Origin of the sequence: Pandoraea pnomenusa (assembly GCF_000767615.3) — a bacterium.
GTDB lineage: Bacteria > Pseudomonadota > Gammaproteobacteria > Burkholderiales > Burkholderiaceae > Pandoraea > Pandoraea pnomenusa.
In genome coordinates this window covers 5,083,994-5,104,499 of the sequence record NZ_CP009553.3, presented here as the reverse complement: position 1 = coordinate 5,104,499, position 20,506 = coordinate 5,083,994, and the positions used below count along the sequence as shown (strand labels likewise).

The following is a 20,506-nucleotide window of genomic DNA, read 5'->3' as shown; positions in this document are numbered from 1 at the left end:
CGGCGGGGAAATGGGGCCGCGAGGCGGCCAGTCTGGCCGTGGGGGGGGCGCGAGCGTGCGCCGAGTTGGTGCGAAATCCGGCGGGCGCGCAATGGGTGACGCCGTTCGTCACCGAAGTGGTGCGTTCGGGACGGGCCGCGCCGACACGGATGGTGGCCGACTTCCGTGATCGGCCGGTGTCGACGAGATCGCGCGTGCGGCGCTCGCCGTTCAGTGCCGGATCACGTCGCCCAAAGACGCAGCGGCTCGGCAGGGACGCCGTGCACGAGGGGCCGCAGCGCGAGCCAATGCGCGATCAGCAACTGACGCACCGCTTCCATGTCGCGTCCGAGCACGCGCAGCACGAGCACATTGCCGGGCAGACAGGTGATGCCTGCGCGCAAGTCATCGTCGAACGGCAGGTCCTGCGCGAGCGATTCCGCGAGCTCCCGCGTGCAGGCGTCACCCACGGCCCACAGGGCCGCGAAGACGGGAAAGCCCGCGAGGCCGGTTGCGCCGGAGCGCTGCGCGTCGTCGGCGCCGAGCACGGCCTGTTCGGCCCACAGCAGACGGTCGGCGGCGTCGCGCAATTCGAACGTCGAGCGCCATTGGCCCTGCGTCCATTGCTCGCCGGCCGCCTGGCGCCCGAGCAGTGTCGCATCCCAACCGATCACGCTGGCGCCGGCGCCGAGCCGGACCGTGATGCGCTGACGCGCGTCGGCGTGCTCGAACACGATGTTCTCGAGCGGCAGCCAGTCGAGCTTCGCGCCGTCGTGCACGGCGAGGGTGATGTCCTGTGTGCCGAAACGGCCCTGCGACTTGTACCACTTCGTGGCGCCGGGTGTCGTCAATACCGCGTGCGCTCCGGCACCGACGTCGACGTCGATCGACAGCACGTCGCCGCCCGCGATGCCGCCCGGCGGATGCACGACGACGGCGTGACAGATGCCCGGCCCCTCCGGATGCAGAGACTTCTGGACGACCAGCGGCCCCTGGTGCCGCCGTGTGGCGAGCACCGTGCGGGTGTCATGTCGCGCGAAGCCGAGCGACAACTCGGCGTGCCAGCCGGTGGGCACGGGAGCGGCGTGTGGTGAATGCATGAGCGATGGTAACGACAGCGGCAATGACGGCGGCGATGGCAACGACGGCGACGTGCCGTCGCGCGCGGGACGATGGCGCGAATCTAGCACGGGCTGCCGCCTCCTGACATCGGTGCGCGACATTGCGCGCTCGTGGCCGCGCTCATACGGCGACCATGTGACGCACGCCGTCGCGCTCCATATCCTTGCCGAGACCGCTTGCAACGATCGCGCCACGGCTCATCACGCGATAGTGATCGGCCAGTTCCAGCGCGAAGTCGTAATACTGCTCGACGAGCAGCACGGTCATGCCGCGCTCGTCGACCAGGCGTCGCAGCGTTCTGCCGATGTCCTTGATGATCGAGGGCTGGATGCCTTCGGTCGGCTCGTCCAGAATCAGCAATTGCGGCTCGCTCATGAGCGCGCGTCCGATGGCGAGTTGCTGCTGTTGCCCGCCGGACAGGTCGCCGCCGCGCCGTTGTTTCATGTCGCGCAGCACGGGAAACAGTTCGTAGATGTGATCGGGCACGCCGCGCTTGGCCTCGCGTGCGGGACGGCTGGCCGCCCCGATCAGCAGGTTCTCCTCGACGCTCAGGCGCGGGAAGATCTCGCGGCCCTGCGGCACGTATGCGAGCCCGTCGGCCACGCGCGCATAGGGCGGCGAGGACGTGAGCGCCTTGCCGCGCCAGGCGATGCTGCCCGACTTCACGGGCACTACGCCCATGAGGCACTTGAGCAGTGTGGTCTTGCCCACGCCATTGCGCCCGAGCAGCACCGTGAGCTGGGCGTCGGGCACCGTGAACTCCACGTTGCGCAGGATGTGACTGCCACTGTAGTACTGGTTGAGGGCGTGAATTTCCAGCATGGTCAGCGTCCCAGATACGATTCGATCACACGTTCGTCGCGCTGCACGGCGTCGAGCGTGCCTTCGGCGAGCACGCGACCTTCGGCCATGACCGTGACGAGGCCCGTGTCGCCCGCGAGCGAGGCGACGAACGCCATGTCGTGTTCGACCACCATCATCGAGCAGTGGCCGCGCAAGCGGTTGAGCAATTCGGCGAGCTGCGCCGTTTCTTCGTCGGTCATGCCGGCTGCGGGCTCGTCGAGCAGCAGCAGTTGCGGTTGTTGCATGAGCAGCATGCCGATCTCGAGCCGCTGCTTCTGGCCGTGCGAGAGCTGCCCGGCAAGAACGCGTGCCTGACGTTCCAGGTGCGTGAGCGCCAGCACTTCCTCGATGCGACGGCGCATCGCGGGCGTGAGGATTGCCCACAGCGCGCGAAACCAGCGCTTGTCGCCCGCGCAGGCCAGCTCAAGGTTCTCCCAGACGCTGTGATGCTCGAACACCGTTGGCTTCTGGAACTTGCGCCCGACGCCGGCCTGCGCGATCGCCGGCTCGTCCAGGCGCGTGAGGTCGAGCGTCTGGCCGAGGAACGCGCGGCCCGTGTCGGGGCGTGTCTTGCCGGTGACGACATCCATCATCGTGGTCTTGCCCGCGCCGTTGGGACCGATGATGCAGCGCAGTTCATCGGTCTTGATCGACAGCGACAGATCGTTGAGTGCGCGAAAGCCGTCGAACGAGACGGAGATGTTCTCGAGGTAGAGGATCAGGCCGTGCGACGTGTCGATCTCGCCGGGCACCACGAGGTGCGACATGCCCGTGGTGTCGCCGCTGACGGTGACGCTCGCGTCCGGCGCGTCCGTCATTTGCCAGGCGATGTCGTAGTCGGGTCTCATGCGCGGTCTCCGGTGAGCGGGTGGGGCGCGTCGCCTTCGGCTTGCGCGGGGGCCTGCTGGGCAGGCTTGCGCGAGCGCCGCGTGACGAGGCCGATCACGCCCTGCGGCAGCAGCAGCGGCACGAGGACGAACATGGCGCCGAGAAAGAACAGCCAGTACTCGGCGAAGTACGCGGTGAAGAAGCTCTTCGCGCCATTGACGAGGAAGGCACCGACGATCGCGCCGACGAGCGAGCCGCGTCCGCCGATGGCGACCCAGATCGCCATTTCGATGGAGTTGACCGGCGCCATCTCGCTCGGGTTGATGATGCCGACCTGCGGCACATACAACGCACCCGCCACACCGCACAGCATCGCCGACAGCGTCCAGACGAACAGCTTGTAGCCGAGCGGGCGGTAGCCCAGGAACATGGCGCGCGACTCGCCGTCGCGCATCGCCGTGACCACCCGGCCGAACTTCGACATGACCAGCGCGCGGCACAGCAGGAAGGCGCCGACGAGCACCGCGAACGTCACGAGGAACAGGACCGTGCGCGTGTTGGCCGACGTGATCGGGTAGCCGAGAATGCGCTTGAAGTCGGTGAAGCCGTTGTTGCCACCAAAACCGGTCTCGTTGCGGTAGAACAGCAGCATGGCGGCGAAGGTCAGGGCCTGCGTGATGATCGACAGATACACGCCCTTCACGCGCGAGCGGAAGGCCAGGTAGCCGAAGATCCAAGCCACCGCGCCCGGCAGCGCCACCACGAGGAACATCGCCCAGGCGAAGTGCTCGGTGCCTGTCCAGTACCAGGGCAGCGATTTCCAGTCGAGGAACACCATGAAGTCCGGCAGGTCGCTGTGGTACACACCGTCGCGGCCGATGCCGCGCATCAGGTACATGCCCATTGCATAGCCGCCGAGCGCGAAGAACAGGCCGTGCCCGAGGCTCAGGATGCCGCAGTAGCCCCACACCAGATCGAGCGCGAGCGCCGCGATGGCGTAGCACATGATCTTGCCGACGAGCGTCATGGCGTAGGCGGACAGATGCAGCGGATGCGACGGCGGGAGCACCAATGCACAGACCGGCACCAGAATCGCCACGGCAAGCACGAAAGCGAGCAGCACCGGTGCGACGTGCCTGGGCAGGAGCCGGGCGCGCGGCGGCGCCTGCACCGGGATCGGAGACGAGTTAGCGGTCGACATTCAGGCCTCCGCGCTGCGCCCTTTGAGCGCAAACATGCCTTGCGGGCGTTTCTGGATGAACAGCACGATCAGGATCAGCACGGCGATCTTGGCGAGCACCGCGCCCCACACGGGCTCGAGCAGCTTGTTGGCAACGCCCAGACCGAACGCGCCCACGATGGTGCCGGCGAGTTGTCCCACGCCACCGAGTACCACGGCCATGAACGAGTCGATGATGTAGCTCTGTCCGAGATCCGGGCCGACGTTGCCGATCTGCGAGAGCGCGCAGCCGCCCAGCCCGGCGATGCCCGCGCCGAAGGCGAAGGCGTAGCTGTCGACGCGCCCGGTCTTCACACCGACGCATGCGGCCATCGACCGGTTCTGCGTGACCGCGCGAATGAAGAGTCCCAGGCGCGTGAGATTGAGCACGGACCAGGTGAGCCCCACGACCACCAGCGCGAAGATCAGGATGGCGATGCGGTTGTACGGCAGCATCAGGTTCGGCAGTACCGCCACGCCGCCGCTCATCCACGACGGATTGATGACTTCGACGTTCTGCGCGCCAAACAGCGTGCGCACGCCCTGGATGAGCAACAGGCTGATACCGAAGGTCGTGAGCAGCGTCTCGAGCGGGCGGCCGTAAAGGTGTTTGATGACGGTGCGCTCGAGGACGAAGCCTAGGGCGGCGGCCACGAGAAATGCGGCGGGCACGGCGGCCACGAGGTAGACATCGAACGCCCCGGGCAGGAAGCGCTGGAACAGCGTCTGCACGACATAGGTCGCATACGCGCCGACCATCAGGAACTCGCCGTGCGCCATGTTGATCACGCCGATGAGCCCGTAGGTGATCGCCAGACCCAGCGCCGCGAGCAGCAGCACGCTGCCGAGCGACAGACCCGCGAACACCGTGCCGAAGAACTCGCTGCGACGCTGTGCCGAGGCCAGTTTCGTGAGCGCGATGTCCGCGGCGCTGCGTACGGTGGCGTCGGGTTCGGCGTAGCTGCCGTCGGCCTGTCGGGCGACGATGGGCAGCAACAGATCGCGCATCTGCGGGTCGCCGGCGGCGGCGATCAGATCGATCGCCTCGCGACGCCTGGCGGGATCGGCGTCGTGCAACGCCGACTGTGCCCAGAGTTGATCGAGGCGCTTGCGCAGCGCGGGGTCGGTCTCCTTGCGGCGCGCCTGTTCGATGCGTGTCTTGAAGGCGGGTGACGGGTCTTGCAGCATCGTGTCGATCGCCTTCGCCCGGGCGTCGCGATCGGTCGAGAGCAGGGCGCCGGCCGCGGCGGCGGTGGCGACCTTCGCGCGCAGCACGTTGTTGAGGGTGAGCGAGCCGGCGTCGTCGGCCTTGACCGGCGCGCCCGTGATGGGATCGACGTACTTGTCGCCGTCCTGAATCGCGAGGCGATCGCCGATCGTCACGGCCGAATCGTCGGCCAGTGCACGCAACAACGCGGCGGCTTGCGGCGAGGCGTCGGCCGCGAGGTGGTCGATGGCTTGCGACTTGGCGTCGAAGTCGTCGCCGGCGAGCGCGGTGAGATCGGCGTCGGTGACCGCGGCCTGCGCGGCGGAGGACATCGTGAGGGTGCCACCCAGGCAAAGCAGGACAAGGGCGGCAGCGGACCAGCGTCTTATCGTTATCATTTGCAACCTCGGCATGCGTCCGGCGCCCGTTGGCCGGGCGCCGGTGCAAGAGATGGAAGGAGCGTCAGACCTTGTCGGGTTTGCCTTCGTTACCCGAGATGTACGGGCTCCAGGGCTGCGCGCGCACCGTGGTCTTGGTCTTCCACACGACGTTGAACTGACCGTCCGGGCGGATTTCGCCGATCATCACCGGCTTGTGAAGATGGTGGTTGCCGTCCATGACCATGTCGAAGCCGTCCGGCGACTTGAACGACTGGCCGATCATCGCCGTGCGCACCTTGTCGACGTCGATGCTGCCCGCCTTCTCCACGGCCTGCTTCCACATGTGCATGCCGACGAAGGTCGCTTCCATCGGGTCGTTCGTCACGCGCTTGTCGCCGCCGGGCAGGCCCTTTGCCTTCACGTAGGCGAACCATTCCTTCTTGAAGGCGTCGTTGGTCGGGTTCTTGATCGACATGAAGTAGTTCCACGCGGCCAGGTGCCCCACGAGCGGCCTGGTGTCGATGCCGCGCAGTTCCTCTTCGCCGACCGAGAACGCCACGACCGGCACGTCGGTGGCCTTGAGCCCCTGGTTGCCGAGTTCCTTGTAGAACGGCACGTTCGAGTCGCCGTTGATGGTCGAGACCACGGTGGTCTTGCCGCCCTGGGCGAACTGCTTGATGTTGGCGACGATGGTCTGGTAGTCGCTGTGCCCGAACGGCGTGTAGACCTCCTGAATATCCTTGTCGGCCACCCCCTTCGAATGCAGGAAGGCGCGCAGGATCTTGTTGGTCGTGCGCGGATAGACGTAGTCGGTGCCGAGCAGGAAGAAGCGTTTCGCACCGCCGCCTTCCTTGCTCATCAGATACTCGACGGCGGGAATGGCTTGCTGGTTCGGTGCGGCGCCGGTGTAGAAGACGTTCTTCGACATCTCCTCGCCTTCGTATTGCACCGGGTAGTACAGCAGGCCGTTGAGCTCCTCGAAGACCGGCAGCACCGACTTGCGCGACACCGACGTCCAGCAGCCGAACACGGCGGCGACCTTGTCCTTGGTAAGGAGCTGGCGGGCCTTTTCGGCGAAGAGCGGCCAGTTCGAGGCGGGGTCGACGACCACGGCCTCGAGCGGGCGCCCCATCACGCCGCCCTTGGCGTTGATGTCCGCGATGGTCATGAGCGCGACATCCTTGAGCGACGTCTCCGAGATGGCCATGGTGCCCGAGAGCGAGTGCAGAATGCCGACCTTGATCGGCGTCTTGCTCTGCGCGAACAGGTTCGGCGCCATGCCGGTGAGGGATGCGGCGCCCGAGAGGGCCGCCATCTGGAGTAGCGTGCGTCGTTTCATGGTACGTCTTCCCCTTTTTTCCTGGTTAGACCGGTCGTTCCGGTATGCGAGGGGCTCACGCAAGGGCCGTGCCAGGCACGTCGTGGGGGCGAAAGTGCCTGATGCCGGTGCAATGTGCGCGGCCCGGCGCACCGATTGGCCGCGTTTCGCGCCCCGGGGTGAGGCATGCCGGCGCGATGGCGTGCCGAGATGGTGCGCACCGAAATGGCGCCGGGCGTGGCTTCAGGGTACCGAAGGGAAAGCGTGCGCCCGTAAGGCGCTTCGCGTGCGCGCAGGTCGATGGCGAGAAATGACGACGTGGCATTTTTTGATGCATGATTGGCATTCGTGCCAACGTGGTCGACGGCAAGATGAGGGCTCCCTACGACTCCCCGGTTCGACCTCCTGACCATGACCGATGCCATTGCCGGGCGCGCCACGCCCCCATCCCCACCGGAACCCGCCGGGCCCGCGGAGCGTCGCCGCCGCATGGGCCGGCGCTACGCGGCCGTGCTCGCCGCCTGTCAGGCGCTCTATACCGCGGCGTTGTCCGTCGATCTGACACTGACCGGTCTGGTCGGCTACATGCTGGCTTCGGACAAGGGGTATGCAACGCTGCCGTTCTCGCTGATCACCGTCGCTTCGGCGATCACGACGATCTTCGCGTCGATGCTGATCCAGCGCTTCGGCCAGCGCATCGGCTTTGCGCTGGGCGCGCTGTTCGGCACGGTCGGTGGTCTGGTGTCGGTCATGGCGATCTACGAGCGTCACTTCGCAATGTTCTGTGCGGGTACGGCGTGCGTGGGCGTATTCCAGGCGTTCGCCCGCTATTACCGTCTCGCGGCGGCCGATGTGGTGCCCGTCGAGGACAAGCCCCGCGCGATCTCGGTCGTGCTCACGGGCGGCGTGCTGGCGGCGGTCATCGGTCCGGCACTCGCGGCCGGCAGCAAGGACTGGCTCGCCCCGGTGACGTTCGCGGGGTCGTATCTGGTCGTCACGCTGCTCTCCGGCATTTCGCTGTTGCTGCTCGTGGGCTTCCTGCGCGACCTGCCGGTGCATGCGGCAGTCGGCGCGGCCGGCAATGCCGACGCGTTGCCCGTGCGCCCGCTCGGCGAAATCATGCGCCAGCCGATCTACCTGGCCGCGCTGGCCAACAACCTGATCGGTTTCATGGTGATGATGTTCGTGATGACCGCCACGCCGATTGCCGCCGTGGCCTGCGGCCACAGCATCGACGATGGCGCGCACATCATCGAATGGCATCTGGTGGGGATGTATGCGCCGTCGTTCTTCTCGGGGCATCTCGTCAAGCGCTGGGGGGTGGTGCCGGTGCTGCTCGCGGGCATCGCGATGAGCGCGCTGTGCGGCGTGCTCGCCCTGGCGTCGACGAGCCTGCCGTACTTCTATGCCGCGCTGGCGTTCCTCGGCGTGGGCTGGAACTTCATGTTCGTGGGCGGCACCACGTTGCTCACGATGTCGTATCGTCCGGCCGAGCGCGCGCGTGCGCAGGCGGCCAACGAGTTCATCACCTTCGCCGGTACCGCGCTGGCGAGCCTGTTCGCGGGGCAACTGCTGGCGCGCTTCGGCTGGGCAACGATCAACCAGGCGACCTTCCCGTTGCTCGCGCTCGCCGCGTTGGCCACCGTCTGGTATGCGCTCGACGCCCGGCGCCGTCCGGCACAGGCGACAGCCTGAAGACCTAGCGCGCACGCCCTCCCATTCCCTCGTACACCATGAGCCAACCCCCACGTCTCATCGCTTTCCTGATCGTGCCGCCCTTCGTGCTGCTCGATCTCGCCGGGCCGCTCGACGCCTTCCATGCCGTGATCCGCAACTTCGGGGAGACGGGACAGACCGAACCCTATCGCACGATCGTGGTGTCGGAACATGGCGGTCCGGTGGAGACGGGCTCGGGTATCACGCTGCACACGGAGCCGATGCGCGTGCTCGACGCGATGCAAGTCGACACACTGATCGCCGTGGGCGGTGCGGTGGCGCATCGGCCGGCGGTGCCGGCCGAGGTGAGCGAGTGGTTGCGTGCGTACGCTCCGCGCGTGCGACGCGTGTGTTCGGTGTGCGTGGGGGCGTTCATTCTCGGCTCGGCGGGGCTGCTCGACGGGCGTCGCGCGACGACGCACTGGCTCGATACCGCCATGCTGCAGACCTGCTTCCCGGCGGCCATCGTGGAATCGGACCCGATCTATGTGCGTCAGGACCCGGTGTGGACGTCGGCCGGCATCACGGCGGGCATCGACCTCGGGCTCGCGCTGGTGGAGGACGACTGTGGCAAGGACGTGGCCTTGCACGCCGCGAGGCGCCTTGTGGTGTTTCTCAAGCGCGCAGGCGGCCAATCGCAATTCAGCCCGCCCTTGCAGGCGCAAGTCGCGGCGGGCACGCCGTTCGGTGATCTGCACGCGTGGATGTCCGCGCGGCTCGATGGCGATCTGTCGGTGGTGCGTCTCGCGGAGCAGGCCAACATGAGCCCGCGCACGTTTGCGCGCAGCTATCTGGCGCGCACCGGATCGACGCCCGCGAAGGCGGTCGAGCGCATGCGTCTGGAGGCCGCCCGTTTTGCCCTGCTCGATTCGGAGGCCCCGCTCAAGCGCATTGCCGCCCGGGTGGGCTTTGGCGATGAACAGAACCTGCGTCGCGCCTTTCAGCGTCAGTACGGCGTAACACCCGCGGCGTACCGCGAGCGGTTCGGGGTGGGGGAAAGCGCGTAGGCCTTCATTTCACGCGGCCAACTTCCCCGCGGCTGCGCGATCCAGGAAGCGGAACAGGCGGGCGTCGTCGGAGTACGCCACGTTGAAGCGGAACCAATGGCAAGGATCGTTGTGCGCGAGGAAGAACTCGCCCGGGGCCAGCATGATGCTCTCGAGCAGGGCCGCCTCGGCCAGCTCGCGCGCCGGCTGCGCCGTCGCCGGCAGGCTGCCGCACACGAACATGCCGCCTTCGGGCTGCGCCAGCAATGTCACGCCGTGCGATTGCAACTGCGTGATGAGACGCGCCCGCGAGCGCGTGAGGCGATCGGAGAGCCGTTCGATGTGTTTGCGGTGACGCCCTTCGGTGAGGATCGCGTGCACGATGCGCTCGTTGATCTCCGAGGACGTGAGTCCCGCCACCATCTTGCTACGCGCGATTTCGTGCGCCAGATCGCGCGAACACGCGAGATAGCCCACCCGCACCGACGGCGAGATCGTCTTCGAGAAGCTCGAGACGTAGATCACGCGCGAGAGGCCGTCCATGGCCGCGAGCGATGGCGTGCCGGCCGGGGCCAGCTCGCGGTAGATGTCGTCCTCGACGATCCAGAAGCCGTGCTGCTCGGCGCATTGCAGGATGCGATGCGCCGACGCAGGCGTGAGCGACGTGCCCAGCGGATTTTGCAAAGCGGGATTGACGAACAGCGCGCGCGGGCGATGTGTCTGCGCCGCCTGCTCCAGTGCCGCGAGATCGAGTCCCGCTTCGGTTCGGGCAATGCCCACCACGTTCAGTCCCGCCAGCCGCAACACCGCCAGCAGGTTGCAGTACGCGGGCGCCTCGACCAGTACGGTGTCGCCCGGTTTGAGCAGCGTGCGCACCACGAGATCGAGCGCCTGCGTCGCGCCGTGCGTGAGCACTATGTGCTCGGGCGGCGCGTCGATGGACAGTTCGCCCAGGCGCCGCGCCAGCCATTGCCGCAACGGCCCATAGCCGTGCGGATGCCCGTAGTGCGCGAAATGGGCGCCCGGGCCCTTGGAGAGCGTGCGAAGCGCGCCGTGCAGGCCGTCCTCGTCGAGCCAGCTGTCGGGCAACCAGCCGCAACCGCTCTTCACGGCGATGGTGTCGTCGGCAAAGATCTCCGAGAGCAGCCACGCGTTCGTGACTTCGCTGGCGGCGGCGCTCATCGTCATCGCCCCACCGGGGTTTGCCGCGCCCGCCTCGCGCGCGTCGGCCGCACCGGCCACGAAGAACCCGGCGCCGCGCCGCGCGACGAGTGTGCCATGCGCCACCAGCCGGTCGTACGCCTCCACCACCGTGAAGGTGCTGATGCCGTGTGCCTTGGCCAGCGACCGGATCGACGGCATGCGCATGCCTGCATGCAGTGTCTGGCGCTGCAAAGCGCGCTCCACCTCGCGCACGATCTGGTCGACGAGGGCTTCGGGCTGGGCGCGGTTCAGGGAAAAGGCGAGGGGCTGGACCATGGTGTTTTGGCTGTTGCCAATACAGTTTGAGCAATTGACCGATACAGAATATACATTTTCCAGATAACTGTACATGTCTGTACCGGTCGGCCTCTCGTAGCATCGATCCCGTCCACCCGTGACGGCCTTGCCGTTCCCGGGACGTCCTGATCGATCCCAAGACCTGGGGAGCCCCCGCGATGAACATGAAAGACCTGAATCTCGACATGACGGCATTCTGGATGCCGTTCACCAACAACCGTCAGTTCAAGCACTCGCCGCGCCTGCTGGTGGGGGCCGAGGGCATGTACTACACGTCGTCGGACAACCGCCGGATTCTCGACGGCACGGCCGGACTGTGGTGCGTGAATGCCGGTCACTGCCGCACCGAGATCGTCGAGGCGATCCGCAAGCAGGCGGGCGAGATGGATTTCGCGCCGACGTTCCAGATGGGGCATCCGCTGGCATTCGAGGCCGCGAGCAAGATTGCCGCCATTACCCCGCAGGGGCTCGATCGCATCTTCTTCACCAACTCGGGGTCGGAGTCGGTCGACACCGCGCTGAAGATGGCACTGGCCTACCACCGCGCGCGCGGCGAAGGTCAGCGCACGCGCCTGATCGGACGCGAGCGCGGCTATCACGGCGTGGGATTCGGTGGCATTTCGGTCGGCGGCATCTCGCCGAACCGCAAGGCGTACTCGGGCCAGTTGCTGCCCGCGGTCGACCACCTGCCGCATACGCTCAACATCAAGGAAGCCGCGTTCACCAAGGGGCAGCCGACCTGGGGCGCGCATCTGGCCGATGAACTCGAGCGCATCGTCACGCTGCACGACGCCTCGACCATCGCCGCGGTGATCGTCGAGCCGCTCGCCGGTTCCACGGGCGTGCTGGTGCCGCCGAAGGGCTACCTCCAGAAGCTGCGCGAGATCTGCGACAAGCATGGCATCCTGCTCATTTTCGACGAGGTGATCACCGGCCTCGGCCGTCTGGGCGCACCGTTCGCCGCGCAGTACTTCGGCGTGACGCCGGACATCATGACGATGGCCAAGGGCGTGAACAACGCGGCCGTACCGATGGGTGCCGTGGCGGTGAAGACGAGCGTGCACGACGCCATCGTCGACGCCGGTAACGCGGGCGCCATCGAGTTCTTCCACGGCTATACGTATTCGGGGCATCCGCTGGCCGCGGCAGCCGCATGCGCCGCGCTCGATCTCTACAAGAGCGACGGCTTGTTTGAACGCGCCGCGAAGCTCGCGCCGCACTTCGAGAAGGCCATCCACGGTCTGCGCGACCTGCCCAACGTCATCGACATTCGCAATCTCGGCATGGTGGGCGGCATCGAGCTGTCGACCCGCGACGGCAAGCCGGGTGCCCGCGCGCACGAAGTTTTCGTCAAGTGCTTCGAAAAGGGCGCGCTGGTCCGCTACACCGGCGACATTCTCGCGTTCTCGCCGCCGCTGATCGTAAGCGAAGCGCAAATCGACGAATTGTTCGGCATCGTGGCCGAAGCCATTCGCGAAACGGCCTGAGTCGCGGCATTCCTCATCGGGACCGGGCGGCCGCGCGCCGCCCGGGCACGCTCATCACACGGGCTCCGACCGGAGCCAACCCGGGACAGACGTCTGCCCCGGACACGGAATTCACGGACATCGACATGAATCAGCGAGTCAACATCGAACGTATCGAGCATTGGATCGGCGGCGCGAGCGTGGCGTCGGGCGAGACGGAACTGCGCTTTGGCGAAGTGACGAACCCGGCCACCGGCGAGGTGATCCGCCAGGTGGCGCTGGGCGGCGAGAAGGACGTGGCGACAGCCGTGGCCGCGGCACGCGCCGCGCTGCCGGCATGGCGCGCCACGCCGCCGATGAAGCGCGCGCGCGTGATGATGAAGTACCGCGAGCTGCTCGAGGCGAATCGCGAAGCGCTCGTGCAACTCATTACGCAAGAGCACGGCAAGACGCTCGACGACGCGCGCGGCGAAGTCACGCGCGGCATCGAAGTGGTGGAATTCGCCATCGGCATTCCGCACCTGCTCAAGGGCGAGATCGCACCGCAGGTGGGTACGGGCGTCGATACGTATTCGATCCACCAGCCTGTCGGCGTCTGCGCGGGCATCACGCCGTTCAATTTCCCGTCGATGGTGCCGCTGTGGATGTTCCCGATGGCGGTGGCGTGCGGTAACACGTTCGTGCTCAAGCCGTCGGAGAAGGTGCCGTCGGCCGCGCTGCTGCTCGCTCGGCTGGCCAAGGATGCCGGCCTGCCCGACGGCGTGCTCAACGTCGTGAACGGCGACAAGGCGGCCGTCGACGCGCTGCTCACGCATCCGGACGTCAATGCGGTGTCGTTCGTCGGTTCGACGCCGATCGCGCAGTACATCTACAGCACGGCGTCGGCCCACGGCAAGCGTGTGCAGGCACTCGGCGGCGCGAAGAACCACGGCGTGGTGATGCCCGACGCCGATCTCGACTTCACCGTCGATGCGCTGATCGGCGCAGCCTACGGCTCGGCCGGCGAGCGCTGCATGGCGATCTCGGTGGCCGTGGCGGTGGGCGAGGTGGCCGATCAACTGGTGGCGCGACTGGCCCAGGCCGCGAAGGCGTTGCCCGTGGGCGACGGCACCGATCCCGTCGCGCAGATGGGACCGCTGATCACGCGCGTGCATTGCGACAAGGTCAAGGGGTTTGTCGATGCCGGGCTCGACGAAGGCGCAGCGCTGGTGGTCGACGGCCGCGGCCTGAAGGTCGCCCAGCGCGACAATGGCTTCTTCATCGGCCCGTGCCTGTTCGACAAGGTCACGCCGGAAATGTCGATCTATCGCAACGAGATCTTCGGCCCGGTGCTCTCGGTGGTGCGCGTGAATACGCTGGAAGAAGCGATTGCGCTCATCAACCGCAATCCTTACGCCAACGGAACGGCGGTGTTCACCACCTCGGGCGGTGCGGCGCGTCGTTTCGAAGACGAGATCGAAGTGGGGATGGTCGGTGTGAACGTGCCGATCCCGGTGCCGGTGTCGTACTTCTCGTTCGGTGGCTGGCGCAATTCGCTGTTCGGCGATCAGCACATCTACGGGCCGGAGTCGGTGCGCTTCTATACGCGCTCGAAGGTCGTGACGCGCCGCTGGTCGGAGGGTCGCGCGGCCAACGCCACGTCGTCGCTCGTGATGCCGACGCTCGGCCAGTAAGCGAGCAACTTCCGGCGGGAGCGCGTGCGGGCATCGCCCGCGCCACCGCCGCCGATGCCATGAAAAAGCCGTCCCGGGGAATCCGCGGACGGTTTTTTTGCGAATGCCGTTACCGGACCGGCGCGATCTCGATGCCCTCGTCGAGCAGGAAGCTGCGAATGCGCCGCGCGAATTCGAGGGCATGTTCGCCGTCGCCGTGCAGACAGACCGTTTGCGCCTGGATCGGGACGAAAGTGCCGTCGATCGCACGCACGCGTTGTTCGCGCACCATCGTCAGCGTCTGGGCGAGCGCGTCTTCCTCGCGTTCGATAAGCGCCCCAGGCGTGCCGCGTTTGACCAGCGAGCCGTCGGCGTTGTAGCCGCGGTCGGCGAACACTTCCTCTACCGCCTGCATGCCCGCCGCGCGCGCCGCTTTCACCAGCTCGCCGCCCGCCAGGCCGAAGATCGCGAGGTCGGTGTCGAATGCGCGGATCGCTTCGACGAGCGTCTCGGCCAGTGCCGGGTCGCGCGCGGCCTGATTGTAGAGCGCCCCGTGCGGCTTGACGTGCGAGAGCCAGCCGCCCTGCGCACGGACCATCGCGGCGAGCGCGCCGATCTGATACAGCATGCCTGCGCGAACCTCGTCGAGCGGGAGCTGCATTTCGGTGCGGCCGAAATGCTCGCGGTCAGGGAAACTGGGATGCGCGCCAATGGCCACGCCGTGTGCCAGCGCCCAGCGCACCACCTGCTGCATGGTGCCCGCGTCACCCGCGTGCCAGCCGCAGGCGACATTGGCGGAGCTCACGAGTGCGAGCAGTGCCTCGTCGTTGTCGCACCCCTCTCCGAGGTCGACGTTGAGATCGATTTTCATGCGATGTGTCTCCTGCGGGGCCGCGGCCTTGCCGGCGTGCCCCCGCGAATGACGCGCTTCAGCGCTTGCGTGTGATGGCCGCCACGCGCGGCGTCGCGAGCACGCCGCTGTCGTGCCACGCGAGCGCGCGCTCGATCTGGGCAAGATAGCGCAGCTGTTCTCGCCATGCTTCGCGCGCCTCGGCGGCGCTGCACTCGGAAAAATACAGCGTACTTCCGAGCCGCGCCTGGCCGAGCCGCCACAGATCGGCGCTGATCACCGTGCCGATCTTCGGGTAGCCGCCGGTGGTCTGCGCGTCCGCCAGCAGGATGATCGGCTGGCCCGACGGCGGCACCTGGATCACGCCCGGCAGCACGCCGTGAGAGAGCAGGTCCTGGCTGCGGTTCTTCTTGCGCGCGAGAGGCTCCGGCCCCGACAGGCGGTAGCCCATGCGGTTGCTGTTGGGCGTGACCTGCCACGGATTCTCCCAAAAGTGCTTTTGCGCGGCGGCGGTGAAGTCGTCGTATTCCGGGCCGGGCAGCACGCGCACGCGCTGCACCAGCGGGTCCGACAGCCACAAGGGTGGGCGCACACCCAACGGCGCGGCGTGGCGGGCGGCGGCGCCCGGATGCGCGATGGCGATACGGTCGCCGTCGCGCAACGCGCGGCCCGCGAAGCCGCCGAAGCCCGCGGCCAGATCGGTGCTGCGCGAGCCAAGCGTCTCGGGCACGTCGATGCCACCGGCCACCGCGAGATAGGTGCGCATGCCGACGCGCGACGGGCGCAGCGTGAGCGTCTGTCCGCGTGAGACGGGGAAGCGCCACCATGACCACACGGGCGTGCCGTCAAGATCCGCATGGCAGTCGGCGCCGGTCAACGACACGAGGGTGGCGGACGTGAAGCGCAGCACACACGCGCCCATGGTGATTTCGAGCGTGGCGGCGTTCAGCGGATTGCCGACGAGGCGGTTGGCCACGGCGCAGGCCAGCGGATCGACGGCGCCGCCGCCGGCCACGCCGAACGCACGCATTCCGGTACGGCCCAGATCCTGAACCGTGGTGAGCAGGCCGGCACGATGGATATCGATCACAGGTCGAGACTCGCGATGGTGAAGCGCACGCGATCGCCCGGCGCCAGCAGGGCGGGCGGCGATGCGGCAGGGTCGAACAGGGCGCGCTCGGTATGGCCGATGATCTGCCAGCCCCCGGGCGAGGTAAGCGGGTACACGCCGGTCTGATTGCCGCCGATGCCGACGGCGCCGGCCGGCACCGACAGCCGCGGCTCGGCGCGGCGCGGCGTGGCAATCGACTCGTCCAGCCCCCGAGGTAAGCGAAGCCGGGTTGGAAACCCAGGAAGTAGACGATGTATTCCGGGGCCGTGTGACGCTGCACCACCGTCTTCGGTTGCAGGCGTGCGTGCCTGGCGACGTCGGACAGGTCCGGGCCGTGTTGCCCGCCGTAATGCACGGGGATCTCGATGTCGCGCCCGACTTCCCCGGCCGCCGGCTGTGTTTGCCAGGCGTCGCGCAGCCGCTCGGCAAGGCCGTCGATATCGGTGGCGAGCGGGTCGAACAGCAGTGTGAGGTTGTTCATGCCCGGCACGACTTCGCGCACGTCGGGCCAGTCGCGTGCGAGGGCCGCCACATGCCAGACGCGGCGTTGCGTGGCGAGCGTGGGCGTGGTACCTGCCTCGCACACCAGGGCACTGTCGCCGAGCGGCAGGATCTTGAGCGTTGTCATGAATTAGCGGGAAGGGTCGCCGGAGCGCGGGTAAATGGCCGATTCGGTGACGATCGCGTCGAGCGCCAGATCATGCGCTTCGGCATCGAGTCGCTCGATCTCCAGGGCGTCGTAGGCAATGCCCAGCGTGTGGGGTGCGGGGACGAGCGAATGCAGCGTGCGGTCGTAAAAGCCGCCGCCGTAGCCAAGCCGCAGGCCGCTGCGCGTGAAGCCCACGCATGGCACGAGCAGCAGGTCGGGCACGACGACCTCGGTGTCGCGCGGCACCGCAATCCCGTAGCGCCCCTCGGTCATGGGCGTGTCGGGGGTCCAGCGATGGAAGACGAGCGGCGCCGACGGTGCGGTCACGATCGGCAGGGCGGCCAGCGAGGCTGTCGGCGCCTGCGCGAGCCAGGCCGAGACAACGTCGCGGGCGTCGAATTCGGCCCGGATCGGCCAATAGAACCCGACACAGCGCGGCGCCCTGGCGCGCAACTCGGCGGCAAGCCGGGCGGCGAGCGCGGCGTCGCGCGCGGCGCGTCCGGCGAGCGTGCTGCGCGCCGCGAGCAGCGCCTTGCGCAGCGCGGCCTTCGCGGCGCCTGCCGGTGCCCCGTTTTCAGACGTCTGGGCCGCCGTTTGGGCGGGGTCCCGTGCTATGCTTGAATCCACTTTTTACCCGACGCTCCACGAAGATGTCCGAACGTTTGACCCGAGTATATCGCGCCGCCGCGCTTGTCCTGACCGCAGCCGCGCTCGTCGCCTGCAGCACGACCGAGGCGACTGGACGTCCCAAGGCGCATGCGGCAGCCGGCCGCTCGGCGCCCTCGGCCGATACCCTGTCCCAGCGGTCGCCGGACGACATCTTCGTGCAACTGCGTGAGGCCGCCCGCAGCAACGACGCGCCGCGCGCCACCGCGCTTGCCGCCATGCTCACCGACTACGACGTGCCGTCGTACGTCCAGTACTTCCAGATCAAGCCGCGCATGTTCGACCGGTCGGGCAAGGCGCTCATCGATGCGCCGGACGACGAAGTCCGGGCCTTCCTGCGCACGTACGACGGTCAGGCCATCGCCGATCGCATGCGCAACGACTGGCTGCTGGTGCTCGGCAAGCGTCACGACTGGCAGACGTTCGACGCCGAGTATCCAAAATTCGTGCTCGACGACGACACGCAGGTCAAGTGCTACGCGCTCATGTCGCGGGCGTCGCGAGGCGAGAATGTCACGCAGGCCGCCATGGATCTGCTGACCACGCCGAAGCACTACGGCGAGGGTTGCGTCGACATGATCAACACGCTCGCCGCGAGCGGTCAGTTGCCGCGCAAGGAAGTCTGGCATCAGATCCGTCTGGCGTACGAGGAAAACTATACGTCGCTGGGCAAGCAGATCGCCGACGCCCTTGGCGCCACACGCCCGGACGACACGCTGCTCGACATGGCGGCCACGCGCCCGGCGCAGATCCTCGCGCGCGGCATCGACGGCACGGAAACCTCGCGACAGCTGGCGCTGCTCGCCACGGTGCGCATGGCGCGCTCCGATGCCATGCTCGCCGCCAGCAGCTTCTCCGGCATCGCCGGCAACCTGTCGGCCGACGAGCGTGCCATCGGGTGGGGGGCGATCGGCATGCGCGGGGCGCTGTCGCAGAATCCGATGGCGATCAACTGGTACCGCCAGGCCGGATCGGCCAAGCTCTCCAATACCGCGCAGGAATGGAAGATCCGCGCCGCGCTGCGCGCCGGCGACTGGAACCTCGTTCGCTCGGGCATCGAGGCCATGCCCGCATCGCTGCGCGACGACGGCGTGTGGACCTACTGGTACGGCCGAGCGCTGCGCGAAGCCGGCCAGGGCGACGCCGCACGTGCGCAATTCCAGAAGATCGCCATGCAACCGAATTTCTACGGTCAACTGGCGAACGAGGAACTGGGCAACAAGACCGCGTTGCCGCCGCGCACTTCCGTCACCAGGGCGGAAATCGACGCCAACCGCTCGAACCCCGGCTTCATCCGCGCCGCCAAGTTCTACGACCTCGGCCTGCGCTTCGAAGGCAATCGCGAGTGGAACTGGGAGTTGCGCAACATGACCGACCGTCAGTTGCTTGCCGCCGCGCAGTACGCCAACAACATCGAGTTGTTCGACCGCGCCGTCAACACGGCCGATCGCACGAAGGTGGAGCACGATTTCACGTTGCGCTACCTGATGCCGTTCCGTGCCAAGGTCGAGCCGCTGGCCGCTGCCGTCGATCTCGATGAGGCGTGGGCCTACGGCCTGATTCGCCAGGAGTCGCGCTTCATCATCAATGCACGCTCGTCGGCGGGCGCCGGCGGTCTGATGCAGATCATGCCCGCGACCGCGAAGATGGTGGCCCGCCAGATCGGCATGGATTACACGCCGGGCATGATGCACGACATCGACACCAATATCCGGCTGGGCACGAGCTATCTCTCGGATATCTACAACAAGTTCGACGGCTCGGCCGTGCTCGCATCGGCCGGCTACAACGCCGGACCGGGACGCCCGCGCACGTGGCGTTCCACGCTCGATCGTCCGGTCGAGGGCGCGATCTTCGCGGAGACGATTCCGTTCAACGAGACGCGTACCTACGTCGAGAACGTGTTGTCCAACACCACGTATTACTCGGCGCTCATCACGGGGCGTCCGCAATCGCTCAAGGAGCGGCTTGGCGTCATCCTGCCCCAGTGAAATACCGGGGACAGGGCTTACGCGCCCGATGTCATGAAACGGAGGTGGCGCATGCGCTATAACGTTTGTGTCGTCGGTGGCACCGGATTCATCGGTGGCCATCTGGTGGCCCGGCTGGTGACGATGGGGCATGCCGTGCGGCTGCCCACGCGTCGGGTCGAAGCGTCCAAGGCCCTTGGGGTGCTGCCCGGCGTCGAGCTCGTCGAGTGCGACGTGCACGACCCGCGGGCGTTGGAGCGCGTGATCGCGGGCAGCGACGTCGTGATCAACCTCGTAGGCATTCTGCATGGCGAGCGTGGCACGCCCTATGGCCGCGCTTTCGCCCGCGCACACGTGGAGCTGCCGCGCAAGATCGCGCAGGCTTGCAGCGACCGGGGCATCGGGCGCCTCATCCACATGAGCGCGCTGGGCGCCGACGCCAACGGCCCGAGCATGTATCTGCGCTCCAAGGGCGATGGCGAGACTGCGATTCGCTCGACCGGGATTGCCGCCACGATCTTCCGTCCCTCGGTCGTGTTCGGTCCGGGCGACCATTTCCTGAATACCTTCGCGAAGCTGCAACGCCGCCTGCCGATTGTGCCGCTTGCCTGTGCGCACGCGCGCTTCCAGCCGGTCTTCGTGATGGATGTCGCGCAAGCGTTCGCCGAAGCCATCGACAACGACGCCACCGTCGGCAAGACCTATGAACTCGGCGGGCCGGACATCTACACGCTTGAAGCGCTCGTGCGATTCGCCGGTGCGGCATGCGGCTGCGAGCGGCCGGTGGTGCCGCTGCCGGACGGCGCCGCGCGGCTTCAGGCGGCGTTTTTCGAAAGGCTGCCGGGCGAGCCGATCATCACGCGCGACAATCTCGACTCGATGCGTGTCGACAACGTCATGACCGGACCGCTCGCGCCCGAACTGGGGCTCACGCCGAACGGCCTGGAAATCGCTGTCGATTACCTCGACGGCGACAACTGGGAACGGCGTCTGTCCGATTACCGGCGTTACGCCGGGCGCTGACGCCTGCCACGTGCCAATCGA

Annotated in this window: 15 protein-coding genes and 2 pseudogenes; 6 read left to right on the top strand and 11 right to left on the bottom strand. The window is 67.4% G+C overall.

Annotated features, from left to right (window positions below; genetic code table 11):
- Positions 1-221 precede the first annotated feature (221 nt).
- The 6 genes and pseudogenes from LV28_RS46930 to urtA all read right to left on the bottom strand — a co-directional run.
- The gene (locus LV28_RS46930; protein ID WP_025249985.1) at positions 222-1,079 is read right to left on the bottom strand and encodes an urease accessory protein UreD; all 858 of its coding nucleotides are present in this window, start codon (positions 1,077-1,079) and stop codon (positions 222-224) included.
- Positions 1,080-1,221: 142 nt separating this feature from the next.
- Positions 1,222-1,923, bottom strand: a complete 702-nt coding sequence (gene urtE, locus LV28_RS46925; protein WP_023598013.1) for an urea ABC transporter ATP-binding subunit UrtE — start codon at positions 1,921-1,923, stop codon at positions 1,222-1,224.
- Between the two features lie 2 nt (positions 1,924-1,925).
- Positions 1,926-2,762 carry an urea ABC transporter ATP-binding protein UrtD gene (urtD, locus tag LV28_RS46920; RefSeq protein ID WP_028731276.1) on the bottom strand — a complete coding sequence of 279 codons (837 nt, stop codon included), beginning with the start codon at positions 2,760-2,762 and terminating at the stop codon, positions 1,926-1,928.
- Positions 2,763-2,788: 26 nt separating this feature from the next.
- A complete protein-coding gene (gene urtC, locus LV28_RS46915; RefSeq protein WP_023598011.1) occupies positions 2,789-3,973 on the bottom strand; it encodes an urea ABC transporter permease subunit UrtC in 1,185 nt (394 codons plus the stop codon).
- Positions 3,974-5,596 carry an urea ABC transporter permease subunit UrtB gene (gene urtB / locus LV28_RS46910; protein ID WP_038619485.1) on the bottom strand — a complete coding sequence of 541 codons (1,623 nt, stop codon included), beginning with the start codon at positions 5,594-5,596 and terminating at the stop codon, positions 3,974-3,976.
- A 64-nt stretch (positions 5,597-5,660) separates the two neighbouring features.
- Positions 5,661-6,827, bottom strand: a pseudogene (gene urtA, locus LV28_RS46905) (urea ABC transporter substrate-binding protein); the annotation flags it as partial.
- Between the two features lie 480 nt (positions 6,828-7,307).
- Here urtA and LV28_RS46900 point away from each other — a divergent pair.
- Positions 7,308-8,591 (top strand): MFS transporter, encoded by a 1,284-nt coding sequence (locus tag LV28_RS46900; RefSeq protein WP_081326973.1) that lies wholly within the window; start codon positions 7,308-7,310, stop codon positions 8,589-8,591.
- A 38-nt stretch (positions 8,592-8,629) separates the two neighbouring features.
- Positions 8,630-9,619, top strand: a complete 990-nt coding sequence (locus tag LV28_RS46895; protein ID WP_023598007.1) for a GlxA family transcriptional regulator — start codon at positions 8,630-8,632, stop codon at positions 9,617-9,619.
- A gap of 9 nt (positions 9,620-9,628) precedes the next feature.
- On the opposite strand, the gene LV28_RS46890 is transcribed toward LV28_RS46895, so the two are convergent.
- Entirely contained in the window at positions 9,629-11,077 is a 1,449-nt protein-coding gene (locus LV28_RS46890) for an aminotransferase-like domain-containing protein (RefSeq protein WP_023598006.1), read from the bottom strand.
- A gap of 179 nt (positions 11,078-11,256) precedes the next feature.
- Between LV28_RS46890 and aptA the strand changes: the two genes are divergently transcribed.
- Positions 11,257-12,585, top strand: coding sequence for an omega-aminotransferase AptA (gene aptA, locus LV28_RS46885; RefSeq protein ID WP_023872831.1), 1,329 nt, complete (start codon positions 11,257-11,259; stop codon positions 12,583-12,585).
- Between the two features lie 125 nt (positions 12,586-12,710).
- Positions 12,711-14,237, top strand: a complete 1,527-nt coding sequence (locus LV28_RS46880; protein ID WP_023598004.1) for a CoA-acylating methylmalonate-semialdehyde dehydrogenase — start codon at positions 12,711-12,713, stop codon at positions 14,235-14,237.
- A 109-nt stretch (positions 14,238-14,346) separates the two neighbouring features.
- Here LV28_RS46880 and pxpA read toward each other — a convergent pair whose 3' ends face one another.
- The 4 genes and pseudogenes from pxpA to LV28_RS46860 all read right to left on the bottom strand — a co-directional run bounded on the left by pxpA (position 14,347) and on the right by LV28_RS46860 (position 17,366).
- Positions 14,347-15,087 (bottom strand): 5-oxoprolinase subunit PxpA, encoded by a 741-nt coding sequence (gene pxpA / locus LV28_RS46875; protein ID WP_038619492.1) that lies wholly within the window; start codon positions 15,085-15,087, stop codon positions 14,347-14,349.
- 58 nt (positions 15,088-15,145) lie between these two features.
- Positions 15,146-16,156, bottom strand: a complete 1,011-nt coding sequence (locus tag LV28_RS46870) for a 5-oxoprolinase subunit C family protein (protein ID WP_023598002.1) — start codon at positions 16,154-16,156, stop codon at positions 15,146-15,148.
- Positions 16,153-16,805: pseudogene (pxpB, locus tag LV28_RS46865) on the bottom strand (5-oxoprolinase subunit PxpB). The gene LV28_RS46870 and the pseudogene pxpB overlap by 4 nt, the downstream one beginning before the upstream one ends.
- 3 nt (positions 16,806-16,808) lie before the next feature.
- Positions 16,809-17,366: a 5-formyltetrahydrofolate cyclo-ligase gene (locus tag LV28_RS46860; RefSeq protein WP_081327027.1), complete on the bottom strand. Its 558-nt coding sequence runs from the start codon at positions 17,364-17,366 to the stop codon at positions 16,809-16,811.
- Positions 17,367-17,476: 110 nt separating this feature from the next.
- Here LV28_RS46860 and LV28_RS46855 point away from each other — a divergent pair, with 110 nt between their 5' ends.
- Together LV28_RS46855 and LV28_RS46850 are read left to right on the top strand one after the other, a co-directional pair.
- Positions 17,477-19,483, top strand: a complete 2,007-nt coding sequence (locus LV28_RS46855) for a lytic transglycosylase domain-containing protein (protein ID WP_023597999.1) — start codon at positions 17,477-17,479, stop codon at positions 19,481-19,483.
- A 51-nt stretch (positions 19,484-19,534) separates the two neighbouring features.
- A complete protein-coding gene (locus LV28_RS46850) occupies positions 19,535-20,485 on the top strand; it encodes a complex I NDUFA9 subunit family protein (protein ID WP_023597998.1) in 951 nt (316 codons plus the stop codon).
- The last annotated feature ends 21 nt before the right edge of the window (positions 20,486-20,506 follow it).

What these genes read in the sequence shown, in the direction of transcription:
- LV28_RS46895 (WP_023598007.1), top strand. Translation starts at nt 8,630, where the DNA reads ATGAGCCAACCCCCACGTCTCATCGCTTTCCTGATCGTGCCGCCCTTC.
- LV28_RS46890 (WP_023598006.1), bottom strand. Translation starts at nt 11,077, where the DNA reads ATGGTCCAGCCCCTCGCCTTTTCCCTGAACCGCGCCCAGCCCGAAGCC.
- urtB (WP_038619485.1), bottom strand. Translation starts at nt 5,596, where the DNA reads ATGATAACGATAAGACGCTGGTCCGCTGCCGCCCTTGTCCTGCTTTGC.
- pxpA (WP_038619492.1), bottom strand. Translation starts at nt 15,087, where the DNA reads ATGAAAATCGATCTCAACGTCGACCTCGGAGAGGGGTGCGACAACGAC.
- LV28_RS46880 (WP_023598004.1), top strand. Translation starts at nt 12,711, where the DNA reads ATGAATCAGCGAGTCAACATCGAACGTATCGAGCATTGGATCGGCGGC.
- LV28_RS46855 (WP_023597999.1), top strand. Translation starts at nt 17,477, where the DNA reads ATGTCCGAACGTTTGACCCGAGTATATCGCGCCGCCGCGCTTGTCCTG.
- LV28_RS46850 (WP_023597998.1), top strand. Translation starts at nt 19,535, where the DNA reads ATGCGCTATAACGTTTGTGTCGTCGGTGGCACCGGATTCATCGGTGGC.
- aptA (WP_023872831.1), top strand. Translation starts at nt 11,257, where the DNA reads ATGAACATGAAAGACCTGAATCTCGACATGACGGCATTCTGGATGCCG.
- urtD (WP_028731276.1), bottom strand. Translation starts at nt 2,762, where the DNA reads ATGACGGACGCGCCGGACGCGAGCGTCACCGTCAGCGGCGACACCACG.
- urtE (WP_023598013.1), bottom strand. Translation starts at nt 1,923, where the DNA reads ATGCTGGAAATTCACGCCCTCAACCAGTACTACAGTGGCAGTCACATC.
- LV28_RS46930 (WP_025249985.1), bottom strand. Translation starts at nt 1,079, where the DNA reads ATGCATTCACCACACGCCGCTCCCGTGCCCACCGGCTGGCACGCCGAG.
- urtC (WP_023598011.1), bottom strand. Translation starts at nt 3,973, where the DNA reads ATGTCGACCGCTAACTCGTCTCCGATCCCGGTGCAGGCGCCGCCGCGC.
- LV28_RS46900 (WP_081326973.1), top strand. Translation starts at nt 7,308, where the DNA reads ATGACCGATGCCATTGCCGGGCGCGCCACGCCCCCATCCCCACCGGAA.